The sequence below is a fragment of the Streptomyces sp. AM25 genome, assembly GCF_058146165.1.
This window is the reverse complement of sequence record NZ_JBKIWN010000138.1, coordinates 1-18,924: the sequence shown is the minus strand read 5'-3', so window position 1 is coordinate 18,924 and position 18,924 is coordinate 1. Positions and strand designations below refer to the sequence as shown.

The following is an 18,924-nucleotide window of genomic DNA, read 5'->3' as shown; positions in this document are numbered from 1 at the left end:
CGCCCTCAGGCCGACAGCCCGTCGGCCCGGCCCGCCGGCCCCATCATCGTCTCGACGGCCGCCGTCAGCCGTGGGTCCGTCACCGCATAGATCTGGTGCCGGCCCTCGCTGCGGGAACGGACGGCACCGGCGAGTTTCAGCCGGGCCAGGTGCTGGCTGACGGCCTGGGGGCGGGCGCCCACACGGCGGGCCAGCTGTGTGACATCGCTCTCACGGCGGGCCAGTGCCCATACGATGTGCAGGCGCAGTGGAGAGGACAGCAGTCCGAACTTCAGGGCCGCGGCGTTGAGCGCCTGTTCCGAAGGCTCCCCTGGTGCCGCCATCGGCGTGGCTCCTCCCCCGTCTGCGGTTGCGTTCACGGGATTCCTCCCGGACACCCGCACAGCCTAGCCGGAACACTTGCTACATTGCGCAACTATGCAACCCGGAATGCCCACGGCAGGCCAGCGGGCCGGAGCCCCGGACAGGGCCGCGAGGCCCTCGCCGGACCCGGCCGCCTCCCGTCCCCGCGCGCAAGGATCACGCCGGGTCCCGGCCCCGCGGGGCCGGTCTTCGGCGCGCGGCGGAAGAAGCGGAAGCGGAAGAACGCGGGCGCAGGCGCGCAGAGCGGCGCTGGTCGCTCTGGTGCTGCCGGTGGCCGGCGCCTTCGCCGACGAGCTGGTCACGGCCTCGCTGGGCTGGATCTTCGCGCTCACGGCGGTCGCCGGGGCGGTGCTGGCGGCCCTGACCTGCTCGCGGGCGGGTGCCTGGTGGGTCGCGTACGCGCCGCCCCCCGTGGTGCTGCTGATCACCGTGGCCGCCGAGCTGGCGGCGGGCCCGAAGGACTCCCAGGCCAAGGGAGCCACCACCGGAGCCGTCCACTGGGCGATCGACGCCTTTCCGGCGATGGCGGCGGCAGAGATCGCGCTGCTGCTGGTGCTGACGGTGCGGTGGATGCGAGCGAGGCGAGGCGTGACGCCCGGCCGAGGGGCGAGGAAGAGCGGTGCGTACCGTGCGCGATAAACCGGGCGCCGAGCGGCGCACCAGCAGCGACAGGCCCGGCGGCCGCCGTGCGCCCCACCGCCGGGGCGGCAGCGGTTCCCGCACCCCCCGCGGGGTGATCGTCGGACGGACCGTCGCCGGCCTGACCTCGGCCGCCGTGCTGGCGACCTGCGGGGTCTCCTGGGCCGCGTACCACTGGATCACCAGCGGCCTCAACACCTCCGACGCGCTCGGCAAGGTGGGCCGCAAGCACCTCGACAACTCGGTCAACCTGCTGCTGATCGGCCTCGATTCGCGCAAGGACATGAACGGCAACGACCTGCCGAAGGAGTTCGTCCAGGACGAACTCCACGCGGGATCGAGCGACATCGGCTACTACAACACCAACACCCTCATCCTGATGCACATCCCCGCCGACGGCGGGAAGGTCCAGGCGTTCTCCATCCCCCGGGACGACTACGTCCAGACGTTCAACGGCGACGGTTCGACGCAGGGGCACTACAAGATCAAGGAGGCGTACTCCAACGCCTACACGGGCGCCCGCGAGCGGCTCTACAAGGAGGGCAAGCGGGGCGCCGACCTGGAGGCGGGCAGCCGGGAGGCGGGCCGCGAGGCCACGCTGGCGACCGTGCAGAACTTCCTCGACGTGCCGATCGACCACTTCGCCGAGGTCAATCTGCTGGGCTTCTACGACATCGCCAAGGTGCTCCAGCCCATCCAGGTGTGTCTCAAGCACCCGGTGAAGGACCGGTATTCGGGAGCCGACTTCCCCGCCGGCCTCCAGGAGGTCAACCCCCGGCAGGCGCTGGCCTTCGTCCGCCAGCGGCACGGCCTGGACGGCGGCGACCTGGACCGCACCCACCGCCAGCAGGCGTTCCTCTCCTCCGTCACCCACAAGCTGAAGGGCGAGGGCGTCTTCGACAGCCTGGGCAAGCTGCAGGGCCTGTTCGGCGTGGTGAAGAAGGACCTGGTCATCGACAGCAAGCTGAACGTCATCGACTTCGCCCAGCAGGCCACCAACCTGACCGGCGGCAAGGTCGAATTCAACACGCTGCCGACGGAGGGCTCGGCCACGCGCAACCGCGAGGACGTGCAGCTGGTGAACCCGGAGAAGATCCGGGCGCTGGTACGGGACCGGTTCGGCAACGCCTCGTCGTCGGCCTCGCCGAGCGCGGGCGGATCGTCCGCCGCCCCGGCGAAGCCCGCCCCCGGCACCGTCGACGTGCTGAACGGCTCGGGCCGGACGGGCGCGGCGGCCGAGGAGCTCAAGTCCCTGAAGGACGCGGGCTACACGGAGGGCCGTGCGTCCAACACGGTGCCCCAGCCCCACACCACCGTCGTCTACGGCAAGGGCGCGGAGGACGCGGGCCGGCAGATCGCGGGCCGCCTCGGCGTGACGGCGGCCCCGCTGGCCAGCCCGACGGTGCCGGCGGGCCATGTGCAGGTGACGCTGGGGCAGGACTTCAAGGGGGTGTCGGCGGGCGCGAGCTCGTCCCCGAGCCCGTCGGACTCACCCTCCGATGCGCCGGGTTCGTCCTCCTCCGGCGACAAGTCGGACGACAAGTTCGCCGGTGATGCGGTGAAGGGCGGCATCCCCTGCGTCAACTGACGTGATCCGGGGAACCGGGGCCGGCACCTCCACGGCCGGCCCCGGCCGGTGCCGGATCAGAAGTTCCAGAAGTGGTCCGGCCAGTCACCGCACGGCCATTGGATGACCTTCTCGCCCTGCGCCATGCTGGCGCCCGGGACGGCCAGGCACTGGCCGCTGTTCCAGTTCACCAGCCGGGTGCCCCGGTCGGTGTACTCGATGCCCCAGTAGTGGTCCGCCCAGCCGCCGCAGGGCCACTGGATGACCTCGATGCCGGGTGTCTTGCTGGCGCCCGGGACGGCCAGGCACTGCTGGCTGTTGAGGTTGCGGATGTGGTAGTAGTTCAGCCCGCCACTGCTGAAGGCGTACTCGAACTGCCAGAAGTGGTCGCGCCAGGTGCCGCAGCCCCACTGGATGAGACCCATCCCGTTCGCCGTGCTGGCGCCCGGGACGGCCAGGCAGTGACCGCTGTTGGCGTTGCGGATCCAGCCGTAGTCCTCCGCACCGGCGGGTCTGGAGGTGCGCTCCGGGCTCTGCGGCGCTGCGGAGGCCTGGGTCGTACCGGTCACGACGGCGCCGAGCACGAGCGCTGCTGCGGCGGCGACGATGCCGGGTAGGCGATAGTGCGACTTCATGTGTCCTCTTCTCTTCGTGGAGTGGACCAGGAGCCGTACTGCGCGCGCGGTGCGCAGGCTATAGCCGAAGCCCGCGGGGCGGCAGGCACGGCTTGCGCCACCGTCAAGTTGGCCCGAAGGCAACGCCGTTGGCAGTGCCATCCACCACCGCGTCCTGACGTCGGCTCAGCCCCCTAAAATTGCCCCGTAACCGCTGGTCAACGAACGGTTTCCGGGGCTGGGCCGGTCTCGGGGGGAGGGATGGGTCCGCAATGAGCCGACGCTCCAACGGACTGATGGGGGTCTGGGCCGAGGCCCAGCGGCAGCAGCAGCGGCAGCAGGAGGCGCGGCAGCGGGCTGCCGTGCAGGCGCAGCGGGAGGCCGAGCGGCAGCAGCGGGCCCTGGAGCGGGAGCGGGCCCGGCTCGACCGGGAGCAGCGGCAGGCGTACCGGCAGAGCCGGGAGGCCGAGGTCCGGCGGCGGAACGAGGAGCTGGACGCCCAGGTCGAGGCGCTGTCCTCGCTCCTCGCCGAGGGCTGCCGGGCCCCCGCCTTCAGCACCGCCGCCCTCGCCCGTCCCGAGCAGGTGCCGGCCTTCTCCCCCGGACACCTCGGGCAGCCCGTCGTCCTGCCCGACCCCAACCGGTACCGCGGGTTCGGCAGCCGGGCCCAGTACGAGCGCGACCGGCAGGCCGCTCAGGCCGCCGAGGCGCAGCGGCAGCAGCAACTCGCCGCCTACCGGCAGCAGTACGACCAGTGGGCCGCCGCCCAGCTGCAGGAGGTCCGGCAGTACAACGCCGGGGTGGGCGAGCTCGTCGCCGCCCTGGGGCAGGGTGACCCGGACGCCGTCGTCGAGTACTTCTCGGCCGCCCTCTACGCCTTCGCCCGGCCCGACGACTTCCCCCACCGGCTCTCCGCCGCCTACGACCCCGGGCCCCGGCAGCTGGTCGTCGACTGGGAGCTGCCCGGCCCCGACGTCGTGCCGGCCGTGAAGTCCGTGCGCTACATGCCCACCGCCGACGAGGAGAAGGAGACCGCGCGGCCCGTCACGCAGCGCCGCGCGATCCACCGGGACCTGCTCGCGCAGTGCGTGCTGCTGGCCGTGCACGAGCTGTTCGCCGCCGACGAGTTCGGGATGCTGGAGTCCGTCGTCCTCAACGGCTTCGTCGACGACCACGACCCCGTCACCGGGCAGCGCGCGCAGATCGTGCTCGCGTCCGTGTCCGTCGCCCGGCCGGTCTTCTCCGGGCTGCGGCTGGCACAGGTCAGTGCCGTCGACTGCCTCGTCGAGGGGCTCGGCGGGCAACTCTCCGCCCGGCCGGACCAGTTGGCGGCGGTGCGGCCCGCGCGGCAGCCCGGCGACGTGGGCCGCGGGGTGGTGTCGCACGGCGGGGACGACGACCCGGACCTCTTCGAGATGGACCCGATCGCCTTCGAGGTACTCGTCGCCGAGCTCTTCCGGGCCCGCGGCATGCAGGCCGTGATGACCCAGCGGTCGAACGACGGCGGCGTCGACGTCGAGGCCCTCGACCCCGACCCGATCAGCGGCGGGCGGATCATCGTGCAGGTCAAGCGGTACCGGAAGACGGTGCCGCCGACCGCCGTGCGCGATCTCTACGGGACCGTGCAGGGCGCCGGCGCCAACAAGGGCGTGCTCGTCACGACCTCCGGGTTCGGGCCCGGGTCGTACGCCTTCGCGGGCGGGAAGCCACTGACGCTCGTCTCCGGCGAGGAGCTGGTGGGGCTGCTGCAGGAGCACGGGCTGCGGGGGCGGCTGGGGCCCGGGAGCCCCGCGAGCAGTGGGCCGGCTCCCGTCACCGACGGGCCCGCCGAGCACAACGTGCTCGGCATGTCCTGGTCCGGCCGCGTCGCCCTCGACGTCTGCGCCCTCGTCTGCACCGGCGACCGGGTCCTCGGCGACGATCACTTCGTCTTCTACAACAACCCGCGCACGCCCGACGGCGCCGTCCGCGCCGTCGCCCCCTCCGCCGCGGACAAGGCCGCCCTGCGCGTCGCCTTCGAGGCACTGCCCGCGCAGGCGGACCGGCTGGTGCTCGCGGCCGCCATAGACCCGGCCGTGAACCCGGACGCCGACCTCTCCGGCTTCACCGACGCCCGGATCCGGCTCGCGGACGCGGCCGGGAGCGAGCTCGGACAGCTGGAGGTGTCCGACGGCCGGGCCGGCGAGACCGCGCTCGTCCTCGGGTCCTTCCGGAAGCGGGCGAGCGGGGACTGGGACTTCGTCGTGGGCGGGAAGGGGTACGTCGGGGGCCTGGAGGCGTTGGTGCGGGAGTTCGGGATCGAGGTGGCGTAGTCGGTCGGGTGCGGGTCGGCTCCGGTTGCTCGCGCAGTTCCCCGCGCCCCTTGCGGGGCGCGTACGAGCGCGCGCCCCTGGTTGTCCACATCCCCCATTCGTGTCACCCCTTCCCCCCTACACTTCCGGAATGGACACCAACGACAGCGACGCCCTGCGCTGCCTCCGGCGCGTCTTCGGCTACGACGCCTTCCGCGGCGAGCAGCAGGAGATCATCGAGCACGTCGTCGACGGCGGGGACGCGCTCGTCCTGATGCCCACCGGCGGCGGCAAGTCGCTGTGCTACCAGATCCCGGCCCTCGTGCGCCCCGGTGTCGGCATCGTCGTCTCCCCGCTGATCGCCCTCATGCAGGACCAGGTCGACGCGCTCCGTGCACTCGGCGTGCGGGCCGGCTTCCTGAACTCCACGCAGGATCCGGACGAACGGCGCATGGTCGAGGCCGAGTTCCTCGCGGGCGAGCTGGATCTGCTCTACCTCGCCCCGGAGCGGCTGCGCGTCGAGGCCACGCTGCGGCTGCTCGACCGCGGCAAGATCTCCCTCTTCGCCATCGACGAGGCGCACTGCGTGGCCCAGTGGGGCCACGACTTCCGGCCCGACTACCTCGCGCTCTCCACGCTCCACGAGCGCTGGCCCGACGTGCCGCGCATCGCCCTCACCGCGACGGCCACCGAGGCCACGCGCAAGGAGATCGCGGCGCGGCTGCAGCTCGGCGGCGCCCGGCACTTCGTCGCCAGCTTCGACCGGCCGAACATCCAGTACCGCATCGTCCCGAAGAACGAGCCCAAGCGTCAGCTCCTGGAGCTGCTGCGCACCGAGCACGCGGGGGACGCGGGCGTCGTCTACTGCCTGTCCCGCAAGGGGGTCGAGGACACCGCCGCGTTCCTGGTGCAGAGCGGCATCGACGCCCTCCCGTACCACGCGGGGCTCGACGCGGCCACGCGCGCCACCCACCAGTCGCGCTTCCTGCGCGAGGACGGCATCGTCATGGTCGCCACCATCGCCTTCGGCATGGGCATCGACAAGCCCGACGTGCGCTTCGTCGCCCACCTCGACCTGCCGAAGTCCGTCGAGGGCTACTACCAGGAGACGGGCCGCGCCGGGCGCGACGGCCAGCCGTCCACCGCCTGGCTCGCCTACGGTCTGCAGGACGTGATCCAGCAGCGCAAGCTGATCGACGGCTCGGAGGGCGACGAGGCCCACCGCCGCCGGCTCGCCGCGCACCTGGAGGCGATGCTGGCGCTGTGCGAGACGGTCGAGTGCCGCCGGGTGCAGCTGCTGGCCTACTTCGGACAGCAGAGCGGCCCCTGCGGCAACTGCGACACCTGCCTCACCCCGCCGGTCACCTGGGACGGCACGATCGCCGCGCAGAAGTTCCTGTCGGCGGTCCTCCGGCTGGCCCGCGAGCGGCGGCAGAAGTTCGGTGCGGGGCAGATCATCGACATCCTGCTGGGCAAGAAGACCGCCAAGGTCATCCAGCACGACCACGACGCCCTCACCGTCTTCGGCATCGGCACGGAGCTGAGCATGGCCGAATGGCGGGGCGTCGTACGGCAGTTGCTCGCCCAGCGGCTGCTCGCGGTGGAGGGCGAGTACGGGACGCTGGTGCTCACCGACGCCAGCGGCGAGGTGCTCGGCTCGCAGCGGCAGGTGCTGCTGCGGCGCGAACCGGAGAAGGCGGCCAAGGCCGCCAAGTCCTCGAAGTCCGGCTCCGGTTCGGGTTCCGGCAAGCGCGCCCCCGTCGACCTGCCCGCCGAGGCGGTGCCGGTCTTCGAGGCGCTGCGCGCCTGGCGCGCGGCCACGGCCAAGGAGCAGGGCGTGCCCGCGTACGTGATCTTCCACGACGCGACGTTGCGCGAGATCGCGACGCGGATGCCTGCCGGCCTCGACGAGCTTGCGAGCATGAACGGCGTCGGAGAAAGCAAGCTGGCGAAGTACGGCCAGCCGATTCTCGATGCGCTCGCCGAGCTACGGGCGGCCTCACCGTCCTGACCCCGGTGCGGTACGCGCCCCGAAAGGGCGCGGGGAACTGCGCGAGCAACCACAGCCGACCCGCACCTACCGAACCGCACCCCTGGCGGAGCGCCGCGGTTTGATCCGCTGCTGCGCCGCCGACACCGCCGCCGCATAACGGGGGTCAGGGCGCAGCGCGTGCTCGCGCTGCGCCGCCTCGGTGAACTTGATGACGTGCTCGTCGCCGTGCTCCACCGCCCGCGCGACGAGCTCGTCGAACGGCGGCACGTCCTTCTCCGCCGCCGCCCGCGCGGCCCCGGCCTCGCTGCCACGGTGTTCGGTGAAGGTCACCAGCAGCGTCGCGTGCACCTGCCAGAGCGCGGCCACCGTCGGCCGGTGCAGGCCCTCCGGCAGGTGCGGCAGGACGAGGCGCACGGCGGCCGGGGCGGTGACGCCGTGGATCAGCGGGACGGGGAGGACCTCGGGGTGGCTCAGGTAGACGCCCGAGAACTCGGTGGTCATCTCGGTCAGCAGCCAGTCCGGGCGCTCCGTGGCGGCGGGGCCCAGCGCTTCGAGCGCCTCCGCGTATCCGGGCAGCCGGGCGGGGTCGGCCAGCCGCGCGCCCGCGGCGGCGCGGCCGCGCTTGCCCTCGTAGGGCGTCCGGGGCACGGAGGCGATGGCGGCGGCGAGGTCGTACGTGCCGCCGATCCGCACCTCGCCCGGGAGGTGGGCGAAGCGGGCGGCCCAGTAGGCCAGCCCCCTTGCCAGCTCGGTGAGTTGACGCTGCGTCGGCTCCTCCGTCGCCGCCAGGGAGCGGACCGCGTGGGCCGTGCGGATCAGGCCGTGGGTGAGGCCGGCGAGCATGCCCGGCAGCAGCCGGGGCCACCAGCGGACGAGCACCTCGCGCCAGGGCGCCCCGGCGAGTTCGCGCGCGAGGAGCCGCTCCCAGTCGCCCGCGCGGGAGAAGTCGCCGAGCGCGGGGCGCCAGGAGGACTCGTCGGCGGGGTCGAGGGCGAAGCGTGCCTCCGGCACCTCGTGGTGGGGCATGGCGGTGCGGTAGCCCTCGACCCACGCGGCGACCTCGGCGCCGTGCCCGAGGGCGGCGAGGGCCTCGGCGCCCATGGGGCCGTGGTTGGCGAGGCCGGTGCCGACTCCGCGCTCGTAGCCGAGGTCGTCCAGGCGCTCCAGCGCCTCGCCGAGCGCGTCGCGGTAGGTGACGGCGGGCATGGGTGTCCCCCTCGAAGTCCTTGGTTTGGCTTTCCAAACAGTTTGGATATCCGAAGCATCTAGACTCGCAGTATGCCGCACGCCCCCGCTCCCGGAAAGCACGGAAAGCCCGGTCAGCCCGGAAAGCACCGCCTCCCGACCGCCGAGGAGATGGAGGCCATCGGCCTCGTCCCGCTCGTCTCCCCCTACATGCGCAACGCGCTCACCGAGATGCCCGACCGTCTGCGCGCGGTCTTCGACGTGCACGGCCTCACGCCCCGGCACGGCGCGGTGCTGCCGCAGCTGATCGCGGAACAGCCGCTGGCCGTGGGCGAACTCGCCCGCCGGATGGGGCTGTCGCTGTCGACCGTCAGCGAGCTGGTGAGCGCGCTCAACAAGGCGGGGCTGGTGGAACGGCGCGAGGACCCGGGGAACCGGCGGCGGATGCTGGTGCGGATCGACGCCCGCTACCAGGCGCTCGTCGAGTCCTTCATCGCCCGGCGCTCCGCCCCGCTGCTGCGGGCGCTCGACAGCCTGACGCCGGACGAACGGGCGGGCTTCATCGCCGGGCTGGCGGCATGGGCCCGCGAGGCCCAGCCTTCCAGGGGCGGCTCCTGAGAGCGGCCTGCGGGCCCTGCAGCGGCTGGAGCACCGCCGTCAGGTGCGCGTACACCACCACGTTGCCCAGGTACTCCTCCGTCTCCTGCGAGAAGCCCCCGCCGCACGTGATCAGCCGCAACTCGGCCCGGCCCGTGGCCCCGTAGACCTTCCGGGACGGGAAGTCCGCCCGCTCGTACACCTCGATGGCGTCCGTCGTGAACACGGCGGTGCGGCCGTCGGCGCGCGCCACCTCGACCGTCTGCCCCTTCTTCACGGCGCCGAGGGAGTAGAAGACCGCAGGGCCGGACTCGGTGTCGACGTGACCGCCGATGACGGCGGTTCCGGTGGCGCCGGGGGCGGTGCCGGCCGCGTACCAGCCGGCGAGGTTCTTGTCGTCCTCCGGCGGGCTGGCGAGGGTCTCGTCGGGCAGCAGGCCGAGGGTGGTCAGGGGGGCGTCGACCTGGATGTCGGGGATCCGGATCCGGGTGGGCGGGGCGGGCGGCAGCGGCGGGATCAACTGGTCCGGGCGGATCACCCTGGCGGCTCCCGCGGCGAACGCCTCGGCGGCCGAGGGCTGCGGGGGCGGTATGTGCTCCCGGGTGCCCTCGCTGATCAGCGCGCCGCCCGTGCAGAGCGCGGCCCCGAGGGCCACGGCGGCCGTCGCCGTGGCGCACAGGTCGCGCAGGGCGTCACGGAGGGCCCGGAACGGGAGCCCGGGCGGACCGTCGCACCAGGCGGCCGGCCGGGCGTGCGGACGGGGGCGCCGTCGGGGGCGGTCCTTGCGCGTCTTCTTGCGCATCTTCTTGCGCATCGGAGTCCTCCACCACGGTCCGGGGACCGTGGCCCCGGTACCCGGACGCGTACGGGGTCCGGGTACCGGGGCGGTCCGGGCCGGCCGGAGCGCCGGCTTCGCGCGGCCGGCTCAGTACCGGCTGCCGGTGCCGCGACGGCGCAGGAACCAGACACCGCCGGCCGCCGCCATCGCCATCAGGGCCGCACCGGCCACGATGTCGGCCGTGCCCGACTCCTCGCTCGTCCCGCCGACGCCGGTCTTCATGCCGCCCTGCGGGGGCTTGGCCGGGGACATGCTCGGCATGGGCGAGGCCGCGGCCGAGGGCGAGCCGGAGGCGCTGCCCGAGGCGACGACCAGGTCGCCCGTGGCCTCCTTGCCGTTGGCGCACTTGGCACCGATGCCGTACGTACCGGGCTTGGCGTTCTTCGGCACCATGAACTGCCCGACCACGACCTCCTTGTGGGTGCCCGGCTTGAGGTCGAACGACGCGGGCCCGCCGACGGCGCTGGCGTCGCCCGTGCCGTGCCCCTTCGGACCGCAGGCCGTGGTGTTCACGGTGACCTCGGCGCCGGGCTGGACGGTGCCGGGGGTGACCTCGAGCTTCCCGAAGTCGCCCGCGAAGGCGGGAAGGGCGGTTATGGCCAGGGCGGTCCCTGCGGTCCCGGCGAGCACTCGTGCAGTACGCATGCTTCTTCCTCCGTGAGCGCGGATGCGGCACGCGGATGTGCCGCGCGGGGGGTGGGGGTTCCGCGCCCCTCCAAGGTCGAGCGAACCGGGGATCCGCGGGGGCCGCACTCCGGCGCCGGGACGCCGAGGGCCGAACGGGTGAGGGGGCCGTCACTCGGGGTGACCGCAGATTGCGGCTCCGCCGCACGGCGCGCGCAGCGCGGTCCGGGGTCCGGGGCGAAGCCCCGGGACCTCACCGCGCCATGTCGTCCGGGCACCCGGTCCCGCGCGGCAGCTTGTACCGCGCCACGACCCGGTAGCTCCCCGCGTGGGGCGCCTGCAGGACGGTCCAGTCGTCCTCGGGCTCCCCGGCCTTCGGCGGGGTCACCTGCTTCGTCAGGCAGCCGTGGACGTTGACCGGGGGCTCGCCCCCGGGCCCCGGCTTCGGCGGCTGGACGTCCTTGCCCTCCGCGTCCACCAGGCCCAGCCACGGCGAGTACGGCACCCGGATCAGCACCGGGCCCGGCTTCTTCACCGAGATCGTCAGGCCGTCGGGGTCCGTGCGCTCCACGACCGCGGGCGGCTCGGCCAGCGGGGTCGGGTTCTTCACCTCGTACAGCCGCCAGTTGTCGTCCGACCACACCTCGCGCAGGTACGGCTGCCCCTGCGAGACCAGCTTGGCCTCCTCCACGGCCGCGTTGTCCGGCTCGTCGGTCGGCAGCACCACGTAGGCCACCGCCCAGCGGCTGAGCCAGGCCTGGTAGCTGGCGGGGGTGAGCATGCCCTCCTCGTAGAAGAGCGGGTTGCGCTTGAGGTCGGCCTGCCGGTTCCAGCCGCGGGCCAGGTTCACGTACGGGGTCAGGGCCGAGGCCTCACGGTGGCTGCGGGCGGGGACGACCTCGACGCGGCCGCGCGCGGCGTCCACCTTCTGCAGCCGGTCCACCAGGGGGGCCAGCTCGCGCGCCCACGAGGCGGCGGGCGTGGTGTGGATGATGTCGCTTATGGAGTTGACCGACTGCCAGACCGTGCAGGTCAGCAGGGCGAGCACCATCACCGTCCACCGGCGGCCCCGCTTCAGCAGCTCGGACCGCGGCGGCACCTTCGTGCCCGTCAGCACGGCGACCATCACCACGCCGCCGAAGACCATGCCGAGGCGGGAGATGTTCGTGCCGATCTGCGAGGGGATCAGCCAGACCAGCAGCACGCCGAGGACGTAGAGCCCCGAGACGACCCGCACGGTGCGCCACTCCGCGGGCACCAGGAACATCCCGAACAGACCGGCCAGCAGCGGCAGGACCGTCGACGGGAACGCCATCGGCTGCTGTCCGGAGAACGGGAAGAGCCAGGCCGACAGCCCCACCACGATCACCGGGGTGACGCCCAGCGCGTACGCCGCCGGGCGGCGCCGGCCCAGCCAGAGCGCGGCCGCCACGATGCCCACGTACAGACCGGCGACCGGGCTCGACGCCGTGGCCAGCCCCGCCAGCACGCCCGCGAGCGCGGCCCGCGGCCAGCGGTACGAGCCGTCCGAGCGCCAGCGCACCGGCCACGCGAAGATCACGGCCACGGCCGCCAGGCCGAACATCATGCCGAGCCCGAACGTCACCCGCCCCGAGATCGCGTTGCACGTCAGCGCGAACGCGCCGTAGAGCGCGGGCCACAGCGGACGGCGCACCACGCGGCTGCGCACCAGGATCAGGGCGATCAGCCCGGCGGAGAGCGTGCCCGCGATCATCATCGTGGTGCGCACGCCCAGCACGGCCATCAGGTACGGCGAGATGACGCTGTACGAGACGGGGTGCATGCCGCCGTACCAGGCGAGGTTGTACGCCGAGGAGGGGTGCTGGAGCGCGAACTCCGCCCAGGCGTCCTGGGCGGCCAGGTCGCCGCCGCTGTTGGCGAAGACCCAGAACCACAGCACGTGCAGCACGGCCGCCGTGATCAGGGTGACCGGCACGGTCCGGGTCAGCGCCGCGCGCCAGCCCGTGCGCTGCGGGTCGGGCCGCAAGGCCCAGGAGGGCAGGCGCCGGCCCGGCGTGTCCGGGACTCGGTCCTCGTCCCCGGCATCATGTCCGGGCTCTCCCGGCGTACCGGCCCGCGCCGGTCCCACGGTGGTCACTGCGGCTCTCCCCGTCTTCCCCCCAGGTCGTCGTCACCCATTCTTCACGTTCATCACGTTCATCCGGATCACCTCGGCAATGGGCGGCACGGCGGGTCGGTCCGTGCAGACCTTCGAGGGTAGTGGCACTGGGCGGCCCCACGGTCGGTGCCCTCGATGCCCGGGTACCGGAGGCCCGCCGTCCGGACCGCCCGGTACCCACGGAAAGGCTCCCGCCAGCGGCCGATTTTTGGCGAAGACAGGTCGATTAATCCCCCATGTCCGCTTTAATGCATGTACCACCCATCTCTATCGCGTTGCTCGGAATCATCTTGATCCACATCGCCTGGCCATGTTTGAATGCCAATGCAGGCCCGGCGTCGGGGGACGCAATATCCGGGCCGTTTTCCGGGGGGATCGGGTTTCGGCCATGGACCGACGATTAATCAGCCGTAAGCTGCAAACGAGGCTGTCCGGCCTGGCCGGCGTCACATGCATTTTCCTGTCCGGCTGCGGCTCATCCAGCCACTCCGTTCCCGAGGCGGCACGGGAAACGCGCGCTCCGGAACTTCTGTCGAGCGCCGACTTGCATCTCCCGATAGAGACATATCTTTTCTCCGATGCGGAGTCGGAGAAGATGGCAAGAGCCGGCGCCGCGCTGCACAAGAAGTGCCTGCGCCGGTTCGGCCTCGACTACGAGATCAAGCCGCCGGGCCCGCCGACGGGGCCGCGCACCTTCATGGACCGCCGGTACGGGGTGACGGACAAGGCCCAGGCGGCTGCCGACGGCTACCACCTCGGCGACCGCGACCCGCGCACCCACCCGGTCCACCCGCCCGAGCTCTCCGCCGAGCAACAGCAGGTGCTCACCGGGCAGTCCCAGGAGAAGACTGGCGAGGGCGAGACCACGCTCCGGGTCAACGGCATGACGGTGCCGCCCGGCGGCTGCTACGACGAGGCGAAGAAGGAGCTGGCCGGCTCCGGAGACCTGGGCCCGGGCGAGGCGGCCCGGCAGGCCAATATCCAGACCTTTACCGCCAGTCGCTCGGTGCCGCAAGTGAAGCAGGCATTCGAAGCGTGGTCCGGCTGCATGAAGGAGCAGGGCTACTCCTATCCCGACCCCTTGGCGGCCATCAGTGACCGCCGCTTCCAGGGGAATTCACCCACGCAGCCGGAGCGCCGAGCAGCGTCCGCCGACGTGGCCTGCAAACAGCAAGTGAACCTGATCGGCATCTGGTTCACGGCCGAGACTTCCTTGCAAAAGGAACTGATCGCACGACAACAAGCCGACTTCACCGCAGCATTGAAGACGAAGAACGAGCAACTCGCCAAGGCCGAAGCCGTACTGCGCGATCAGTAAACCGTGGGCCGACATTTTCACGTCCTGGCACGCCCACCCTTCCTCCGGCATGCCCTCAGGCATGCCGGAGGACTGCACACACGCCATGGACGACCGCAGAGAGAGGACCGAAAGACATGAAGCACACCCCTAAGCTCGCCGCAGCAGCCCTGGGCGCCGCCCTGCTCGTCCCCACCCTCGCCACCACCGCGCAGGCCAGTGCGGGCGACTGCGAGGCGAACCGCTTCTGCTTCTTCTACAACTCGAACGAGCAGGGCTCCCACAACGCGATGCAGAGCAGCGTGTCCAACCTCGCCGGCTACACGTTCACCAGCCCCGGCAACGGCCAGGGCAAGAGCGTCAAGAACGGCGCCGCGTCCGCTGTCTCCAACGTGTGCATGACGGTCACCGTCTTCTACAACTCCAACTACAGCGGTCCCACCGATGTGTTCAACTACCGCAACGCCCACAACCTGGGCAACACGTACAACAACAACGCCTCGGTGAAGTTCGCCGGCGACTGCTGAGAACCGATATGGCCGGGCCCCGGTACGCACTGCGCGTACCGGGGCCCGGCCATATCCACCCGTCAGGAGATGCGCGTCACCTTCGAGCCGAACGACGGCTCCGCGAGGTCCTTCTGCAGCGCCACGGGCACCTTCACCTCACCCATGCCGCCGCCCACGGTGAGGGAGCCGACCTCGGTACCGGCCTTGGCCGTGTGCGGGATCGCCTTGCCGTTGTCGGTGAGCTTCAGGTCGATCTTGAGACCGGGCCAGCCGACCGCCGTCAGGTCCTTGGTCGCCACGACCGGGGTCGTCCCGCCCAGACCGTCGTCGACGTGGCCGACGACCTCGCCCTTCTTCACGACGGTGCCGGTGGTCAGCGCCTTGCCCACGCCCAGGATGAGCTGCTTGCTGTAGTCGGTGGCGGTGTCGATGATCGGGCTCTTGTGCTGCCCGAAGACCGCGCCGATGATCAGCTGCGTGGAGTCGCCGACCTTCTTCTCCGCGGCGAAGAGCAGGTTGCCGCCGGCCTTGGTCGTGGAACCGGTCTTGATGCCGACGACGCCGAACGCGGGGACGAGCTTGTTGAAGTTGCGCTGCGTCTTCTGGTACTCGACACCGGAGCCGGACCCGGAGGCGGTGGTGGAGGTGTACTCGGTCGCCTTGGAGATCTCCCGGAAGACCTGGTCCTGCATCGCCTTCTTGGCCAGCTTCACCTGGTCGTCGGCCGTGCTGACGGTGCTCTCGATGAGGCCGCTCGCGTCGGTGTAGGTGGTGTTCGTCATGCCGAGTTCCTTGGCGGTGTCGTTCATCTTCTTGATGAACGCCTCCTCGCTGCCCGCATCCCACCGGGCGAGCAGCCGCGCGACGTTGTTCGCGGACGGCAGCATGACGGCCTGGAGCGCCTCCTTCTCGGAGATCTTCTGGCCCTTGTGGACCTCGACGACCGACTCCTTCTCCTTGACGCCGTTGGTGAAGTCGTCCTCGGCCTTCTGATCGACGTCGATCATCGGCCCGGTCCCGTCCTTCTTGAGCGGGTGGTCGCGCAGGATGATGTACGTCGTCATCACCTTGGCCACGCTGCCGATGGGGAGCGGCTTCATCTCGCCGTACGAGCCGACCCGGCCGAGGCCGTCCACGTCCACGATCGCCTGGCCCTCCGTGGGCCAGGGCAGCGACGGCGTGCCGCCTTCGAAGGTGAAGGACGACTTGTCCGCGAGCGCCAGTTTCGGGGCGGGCAGCGGGCGCATCGCCTGCACCACCACGAAAATTATCGCGAGGAGCGCGACCAGCGGCGTCCAGATCTTCACCCGGCGCACCGCCGTGCGCACCGGGGTCTCCGGCGGGGGCGGGGTGTTGGTCAGCTGGGCGAGCAGATCCAGCGGAGCCTTGGGCTCCGCCGGTTCCTCGGGCTTCGGGGGCGCCGGGGGCGCGGCCTTGGGTTTGGCCTCGGGCTTCGGCGCGGCCTTCGGCTCGGCGGCCGGTTCAGGGGCCTTGAGCGGCTTCGCCGCCGGAGCGCCGTCCTTCTTCAGCGGGACGAACTGGCTGGTGCGCTCGGACTCGGAGTCCGGGTTCGCGGGCGCCTTGATGGCCTGGGTGGGCTGGTCGGCGGAAGCCTTCGCCTTCGAGTCCTTGGCGCCCTTGCCGTCCTTGGGAGCCTTGGGGGCCTCGATCAGCTCGGTGGGCTGATCGGCCGAGGCCGCCTTGCCCTCGCCGTCGCCCTTTTCCTCGGTCTCGGTCTCGGCCACCCAGGCCGCGACGGCGGCCTTGAGCCGGGCGTCCTCCTTGGGCTTGCCGTTGCCGGAGGCACCGGCACCCCAGGAGGCGGCCTTGGGCTCGGAGCCCGCGTCGCTCTTGGGCGCCTTGACGGCGCCGAACACGGCGGTGGCCTGATCGGCCTTGGCGCCCTTGGCATCGGCCTTGGCGTCGTCGGACGCGGCGGGAGCCTTGTCCGCCTTATCGGACGCGGCAGGCGCCTGGTCGTCCTTGGCACCGGCCTCGTCCCCGGCCGTCTTCACAGCACCGAACACAGCAGTCGCCTGGTCGGCCTTGCCGCTGCCCGCACCACCGGACTTCGCAGCCGCCGCGCCGTCCTCGGCACCGTCAGCCGCACCGGCCTTGCCGTCGGCGTCCGCACCGGCCTTGCCTCTGTCGCCCGAACCGGGCTTCGCCGCTCCGGACCCCGCAGCCGCCGCCTCACCTGCCCCGTCGTCCGCACCGTCACGCACGGCCACGCGCGGATCGGGACGTCCGCCGTCCTTGGCCGCCTTCGTACCGGCCCCGGTCCCGGCCCCGCCCGCCTCGGAGCGTGCCGCAGCGCCGGTCGCGCCGTCGGCGTCCCCGGCCGGCCGGCCCTCGCCCCGACCGCCGTCAGCGGTGGCGGCGCCGGAACTACTGTCCCTGCCGCCGGCAACACCCGTACCGGTACCGGCCGCAGGCCCACCGGACCCGGAACCGGAACCGGCACCGGTACCCGCGCCCGAAGCCGACCGCAGGCCGCTCCGCTGCTCCGACATGTCGGGGGACTCGCCCGCCACCGATGCCTCCTCGAAAATTCGCGCGCCGTACATCCGGATCCGGAGGCGCCAGCGCGCCTCAGGGCCCGGAATTCACTCAACGTCTACCAGTGTCCTCTGTGATCGTCGCGTGCATGCGCACCCGTATCTCCAGAGGGCTTCGCCTGGGTTCACCCACGTGCTAGACGAGACGACATACCTACCGGTTCCCACACGAAGCCACCACGCGCTCTCGACAGACCAATGTGAGAGGGGTCACCCTGTCACTCATCCACGCGGGGAGGCATGGATGGGCAGGAGCCGCAGAACAATTCCGGAGGAGCTTCTGCTGCTCGCCCTGGACCCGGCCACGGGTACCACGGCGCAGCCGCAGTCGCTCGATCTCGGTCTCGCCGGAGCTCAGCTAGTGGAGCTGGCTCTGGCCGGACGGATAGCCCCTGACGGGGATCGTATCGCCGTGGTGCACCCACGGCCGACAGGTGATCCGACCCTGGACACCGCGCTCGAACTGCTGCGCCGCCGCGGCAGTCCGGTCCGCGCCGTCCACTGGATCGGCGGGCCCCGGCTGGGGCTGCGCCAGACGTACCTCACGCACCTGGAGCGGTGCGGCATGGTGCATGCCGTGGCGGGCCAGATGTGCGGGGTGCTGCCGACCACGCGCTACCAGGCGACGGACACGGCGATCAGCCGGGAGATCAGGTCCCGGCTGGACAGCGCCATCCGCACCGGCGTGCCGCCGGACCCGCGGACGGCGGCGCTCGCCGCGCTCGCGCACGCGGTCGGCCTCGGCAAGCATCTCTACCCGGGCAATGAGGGCCGTTCCTCGCGGTCCCGGCTGCGGGACCTGATCAGGCACGACCCGATGGGCGGGCTCGTGGCGCACGCCGTGATGGACGTGCAGAACGGCGTCGGTGCGCAGCCCCGGCGGTCGGCCGCCGCGGCCGGTGCCGCGGGCGGATCCGGTGCCCCGGGCCGCAGGGCGGCAGTGCGTTCCAGGGCTGCGGCACCCGCCGAAGCCGCCGCCCAGCCGGTCCGTGAAGGCGTCATGGCCCGTGCGGGCGCCTCGTGAAACGGTTCGGCAGTTCCTCCGATCACCGATAGCAGCGCACGGTCAGCAGCAAGAGACAGCCAGAAGACAGCCAGAGGCAGTAACTGACGGCACCATCAGCACCACCCTCCGCTCCACATCGACCGCACCGCAGTCCCCAAGGCCCGGTTCGGGAGCCGCATCAGGACGCGGGGCGGCGGGCCGGCCCGTCCCTCGTGACGGCGGTACGGCCCGCCGCCCCGCGTACGCGTCCGTCCGTGCAGGCTGCGGCGGGCGGGCGCAAGCGGACTTTCGGTTCGGCATTTTCCCAGCGCCGCCGAGGTTGGGGGTGGCAGGCTGCGGGGCAGGAGACATCAGCATGACGGAGCCGGAGGTGCGTCCCGTGGCGTCCAGTGTCAACCCCACCGTAAGGCGGCGCCGATTGGGGCAGGAGCTGCGCAAGCTCCGTGAGCTCAAAGGAATGACGGCCGAGGAGGTCGCGGAGCGGCTCCTCGTCTCGCAGTCGAAGATCAGCCGGCTGGAGAACGGCCGGCGCAGCATCAGCCAGCGCGACGTCCGCGACCTGTGCAGCGTGTACGGGGTGGACGACCACCGCATCGTCGATTCGCTGATGCAGATGGCGAAGGAGTCGCGCCAGCAGGGCTGGTGGCATGCCTTCGGCGACATCCCCTACAGCGTCTAGGTCCTGTCTGGAGTCCAGATCATG

15 protein-coding genes and 1 pseudogene are annotated in these 18,924 nt (G+C 71.9%); 9 read left to right on the top strand and 7 right to left on the bottom strand.

Features of this window, described 5'->3' with window-relative positions:
- Positions 1-5 precede the first annotated feature (5 nt).
- Positions 6-323 carry an ArsR/SmtB family transcription factor gene (locus ACLHRZ_RS39775; protein ID WP_490423489.1) on the bottom strand — a complete coding sequence of 106 codons (318 nt, stop codon included), beginning with the start codon at positions 321-323 and terminating at the stop codon, positions 6-8.
- A gap of 94 nt (positions 324-417) precedes the next feature.
- Here ACLHRZ_RS39775 and ACLHRZ_RS39770 point away from each other — a divergent pair, with 94 nt between their 5' ends.
- Positions 418-1,002 carry a DUF6542 domain-containing protein gene (locus ACLHRZ_RS39770; RefSeq protein WP_490423488.1) on the top strand — a complete coding sequence of 195 codons (585 nt, stop codon included), beginning with the start codon at positions 418-420 and terminating at the stop codon, positions 1,000-1,002.
- Entirely contained in the window at positions 983-2,590 is a 1,608-nt protein-coding gene (locus ACLHRZ_RS39765; RefSeq protein ID WP_490423487.1) for an LCP family protein, read from the top strand. Before ACLHRZ_RS39770 ends, ACLHRZ_RS39765 begins: the two co-directional genes overlap by 20 nt.
- A 56-nt stretch (positions 2,591-2,646) precedes the next feature.
- Here the strand turns inward: ACLHRZ_RS39765 and ACLHRZ_RS39760 are convergent, their stop codons facing one another.
- Complete coding sequence (locus ACLHRZ_RS39760) at positions 2,647-3,204, bottom strand: RICIN domain-containing protein (RefSeq protein ID WP_490423486.1); 558 nt, start codon at positions 3,202-3,204, stop codon at positions 2,647-2,649.
- A 251-nt stretch (positions 3,205-3,455) separates the two neighbouring features.
- Here ACLHRZ_RS39760 and ACLHRZ_RS39755 point away from each other — a divergent pair, with 251 nt between their 5' ends.
- A complete protein-coding gene (locus ACLHRZ_RS39755; protein WP_490423485.1) occupies positions 3,456-5,495 on the top strand; it encodes a restriction endonuclease in 2,040 nt (679 codons plus the stop codon).
- Between the two features lie 130 nt (positions 5,496-5,625).
- Positions 5,626-7,485, top strand: coding sequence for a DNA helicase RecQ (gene recQ, locus ACLHRZ_RS39750; protein ID WP_490423484.1), 1,860 nt, complete (start codon positions 5,626-5,628; stop codon positions 7,483-7,485).
- Between the two features lie 66 nt (positions 7,486-7,551).
- On the opposite strand, the gene ACLHRZ_RS39745 is transcribed toward recQ, so the two are convergent.
- The gene (locus ACLHRZ_RS39745; protein WP_490423483.1) at positions 7,552-8,673 is read right to left on the bottom strand and encodes a questin oxidase family protein; all 1,122 of its coding nucleotides are present in this window, start codon (positions 8,671-8,673) and stop codon (positions 7,552-7,554) included.
- Positions 8,674-8,745: 72 nt separating this feature from the next.
- Here ACLHRZ_RS39745 and ACLHRZ_RS39740 point away from each other — a divergent pair, with 72 nt between their 5' ends.
- Positions 8,746-9,270: a MarR family winged helix-turn-helix transcriptional regulator gene (locus ACLHRZ_RS39740; protein WP_490423482.1), complete on the top strand. Its 525-nt coding sequence runs from the start codon at positions 8,746-8,748 to the stop codon at positions 9,268-9,270.
- On the opposite strand, the gene ACLHRZ_RS39735 is transcribed toward ACLHRZ_RS39740, so the two are convergent.
- The 3 genes from ACLHRZ_RS39735 to ACLHRZ_RS39725 all read right to left on the bottom strand — a co-directional run bounded on the left by ACLHRZ_RS39735 (position 9,212) and on the right by ACLHRZ_RS39725 (position 12,830).
- Positions 9,212-9,937, bottom strand: a complete 726-nt coding sequence (locus tag ACLHRZ_RS39735) for a class F sortase (RefSeq protein WP_490423651.1) — start codon at positions 9,935-9,937, stop codon at positions 9,212-9,214. The genes ACLHRZ_RS39740 and ACLHRZ_RS39735 overlap by 59 nt on opposite strands.
- Positions 9,938-10,174: 237 nt before the next feature.
- Positions 10,175-10,732, bottom strand: coding sequence for a GVDTG sorting domain-containing protein (locus ACLHRZ_RS39730; RefSeq protein WP_490423481.1), 558 nt, complete (start codon positions 10,730-10,732; stop codon positions 10,175-10,177).
- A 232-nt stretch (positions 10,733-10,964) separates the two neighbouring features.
- Complete coding sequence (locus ACLHRZ_RS39725; protein ID WP_490423480.1) at positions 10,965-12,830, bottom strand: glycosyltransferase family 87 protein; 1,866 nt, start codon at positions 12,828-12,830, stop codon at positions 10,965-10,967.
- 409 nt (positions 12,831-13,239) lie between these two features.
- Here ACLHRZ_RS39725 and ACLHRZ_RS39720 point away from each other — a divergent pair, with 409 nt between their 5' ends.
- Entirely contained in the window at positions 13,240-14,169 is a 930-nt protein-coding gene (locus ACLHRZ_RS39720; protein WP_490423479.1) for a hypothetical protein, read from the top strand.
- A gap of 116 nt (positions 14,170-14,285) precedes the next feature.
- Positions 14,286-14,675 (top strand): peptidase inhibitor family I36 protein, encoded by a 390-nt coding sequence (locus ACLHRZ_RS39715; protein WP_490423478.1) that lies wholly within the window; start codon positions 14,286-14,288, stop codon positions 14,673-14,675.
- Between the two features lie 62 nt (positions 14,676-14,737).
- On the opposite strand, the gene ACLHRZ_RS39710 is transcribed toward ACLHRZ_RS39715, so the two are convergent.
- Positions 14,738-17,191, bottom strand: coding sequence for a D-alanyl-D-alanine carboxypeptidase (locus ACLHRZ_RS39710; protein WP_490423477.1), 2,454 nt, complete (start codon positions 17,189-17,191; stop codon positions 14,738-14,740).
- A 268-nt stretch (positions 17,192-17,459) separates the two neighbouring features.
- Here ACLHRZ_RS39710 and ACLHRZ_RS39705 point away from each other — a divergent pair, with 268 nt between their 5' ends.
- Both ACLHRZ_RS39705 and ACLHRZ_RS39700 read left to right on the top strand, forming a co-directional pair.
- A complete protein-coding gene (locus ACLHRZ_RS39705) occupies positions 17,460-18,239 on the top strand; it encodes a GOLPH3/VPS74 family protein (RefSeq protein WP_490423476.1) in 780 nt (259 codons plus the stop codon).
- Between the two features lie 361 nt (positions 18,240-18,600).
- Positions 18,601-18,897: pseudogene (locus tag ACLHRZ_RS39700) on the top strand (helix-turn-helix domain-containing protein); the annotation flags it as partial.
- Positions 18,898-18,924: the final 27 nt, after the last annotated feature.

What these genes read in the sequence shown, in the direction of transcription:
- ACLHRZ_RS39720 (WP_490423479.1), top strand. Translation starts at nt 13,240, where the DNA reads ATGGACCGACGATTAATCAGCCGTAAGCTGCAAACGAGGCTGTCCGGC.
- ACLHRZ_RS39775 (WP_490423489.1), bottom strand. Translation starts at nt 323, where the DNA reads ATGGCGGCACCAGGGGAGCCTTCGGAACAGGCGCTCAACGCCGCGGCC.
- ACLHRZ_RS39755 (WP_490423485.1), top strand. Translation starts at nt 3,456, where the DNA reads ATGAGCCGACGCTCCAACGGACTGATGGGGGTCTGGGCCGAGGCCCAG.
- ACLHRZ_RS39730 (WP_490423481.1), bottom strand. Translation starts at nt 10,732, where the DNA reads ATGCGTACTGCACGAGTGCTCGCCGGGACCGCAGGGACCGCCCTGGCC.
- ACLHRZ_RS39740 (WP_490423482.1), top strand. Translation starts at nt 8,746, where the DNA reads ATGCCGCACGCCCCCGCTCCCGGAAAGCACGGAAAGCCCGGTCAGCCC.
- ACLHRZ_RS39760 (WP_490423486.1), bottom strand. Translation starts at nt 3,204, where the DNA reads ATGAAGTCGCACTATCGCCTACCCGGCATCGTCGCCGCCGCAGCAGCG.
- ACLHRZ_RS39745 (WP_490423483.1), bottom strand. Translation starts at nt 8,673, where the DNA reads ATGCCCGCCGTCACCTACCGCGACGCGCTCGGCGAGGCGCTGGAGCGC.
- ACLHRZ_RS39770 (WP_490423488.1), top strand. Translation starts at nt 418, where the DNA reads ATGCAACCCGGAATGCCCACGGCAGGCCAGCGGGCCGGAGCCCCGGAC.
- ACLHRZ_RS39715 (WP_490423478.1), top strand. Translation starts at nt 14,286, where the DNA reads ATGAAGCACACCCCTAAGCTCGCCGCAGCAGCCCTGGGCGCCGCCCTG.
- recQ (WP_490423484.1), top strand. Translation starts at nt 5,626, where the DNA reads ATGGACACCAACGACAGCGACGCCCTGCGCTGCCTCCGGCGCGTCTTC.
- ACLHRZ_RS39705 (WP_490423476.1), top strand. Translation starts at nt 17,460, where the DNA reads ATGGGCAGGAGCCGCAGAACAATTCCGGAGGAGCTTCTGCTGCTCGCC.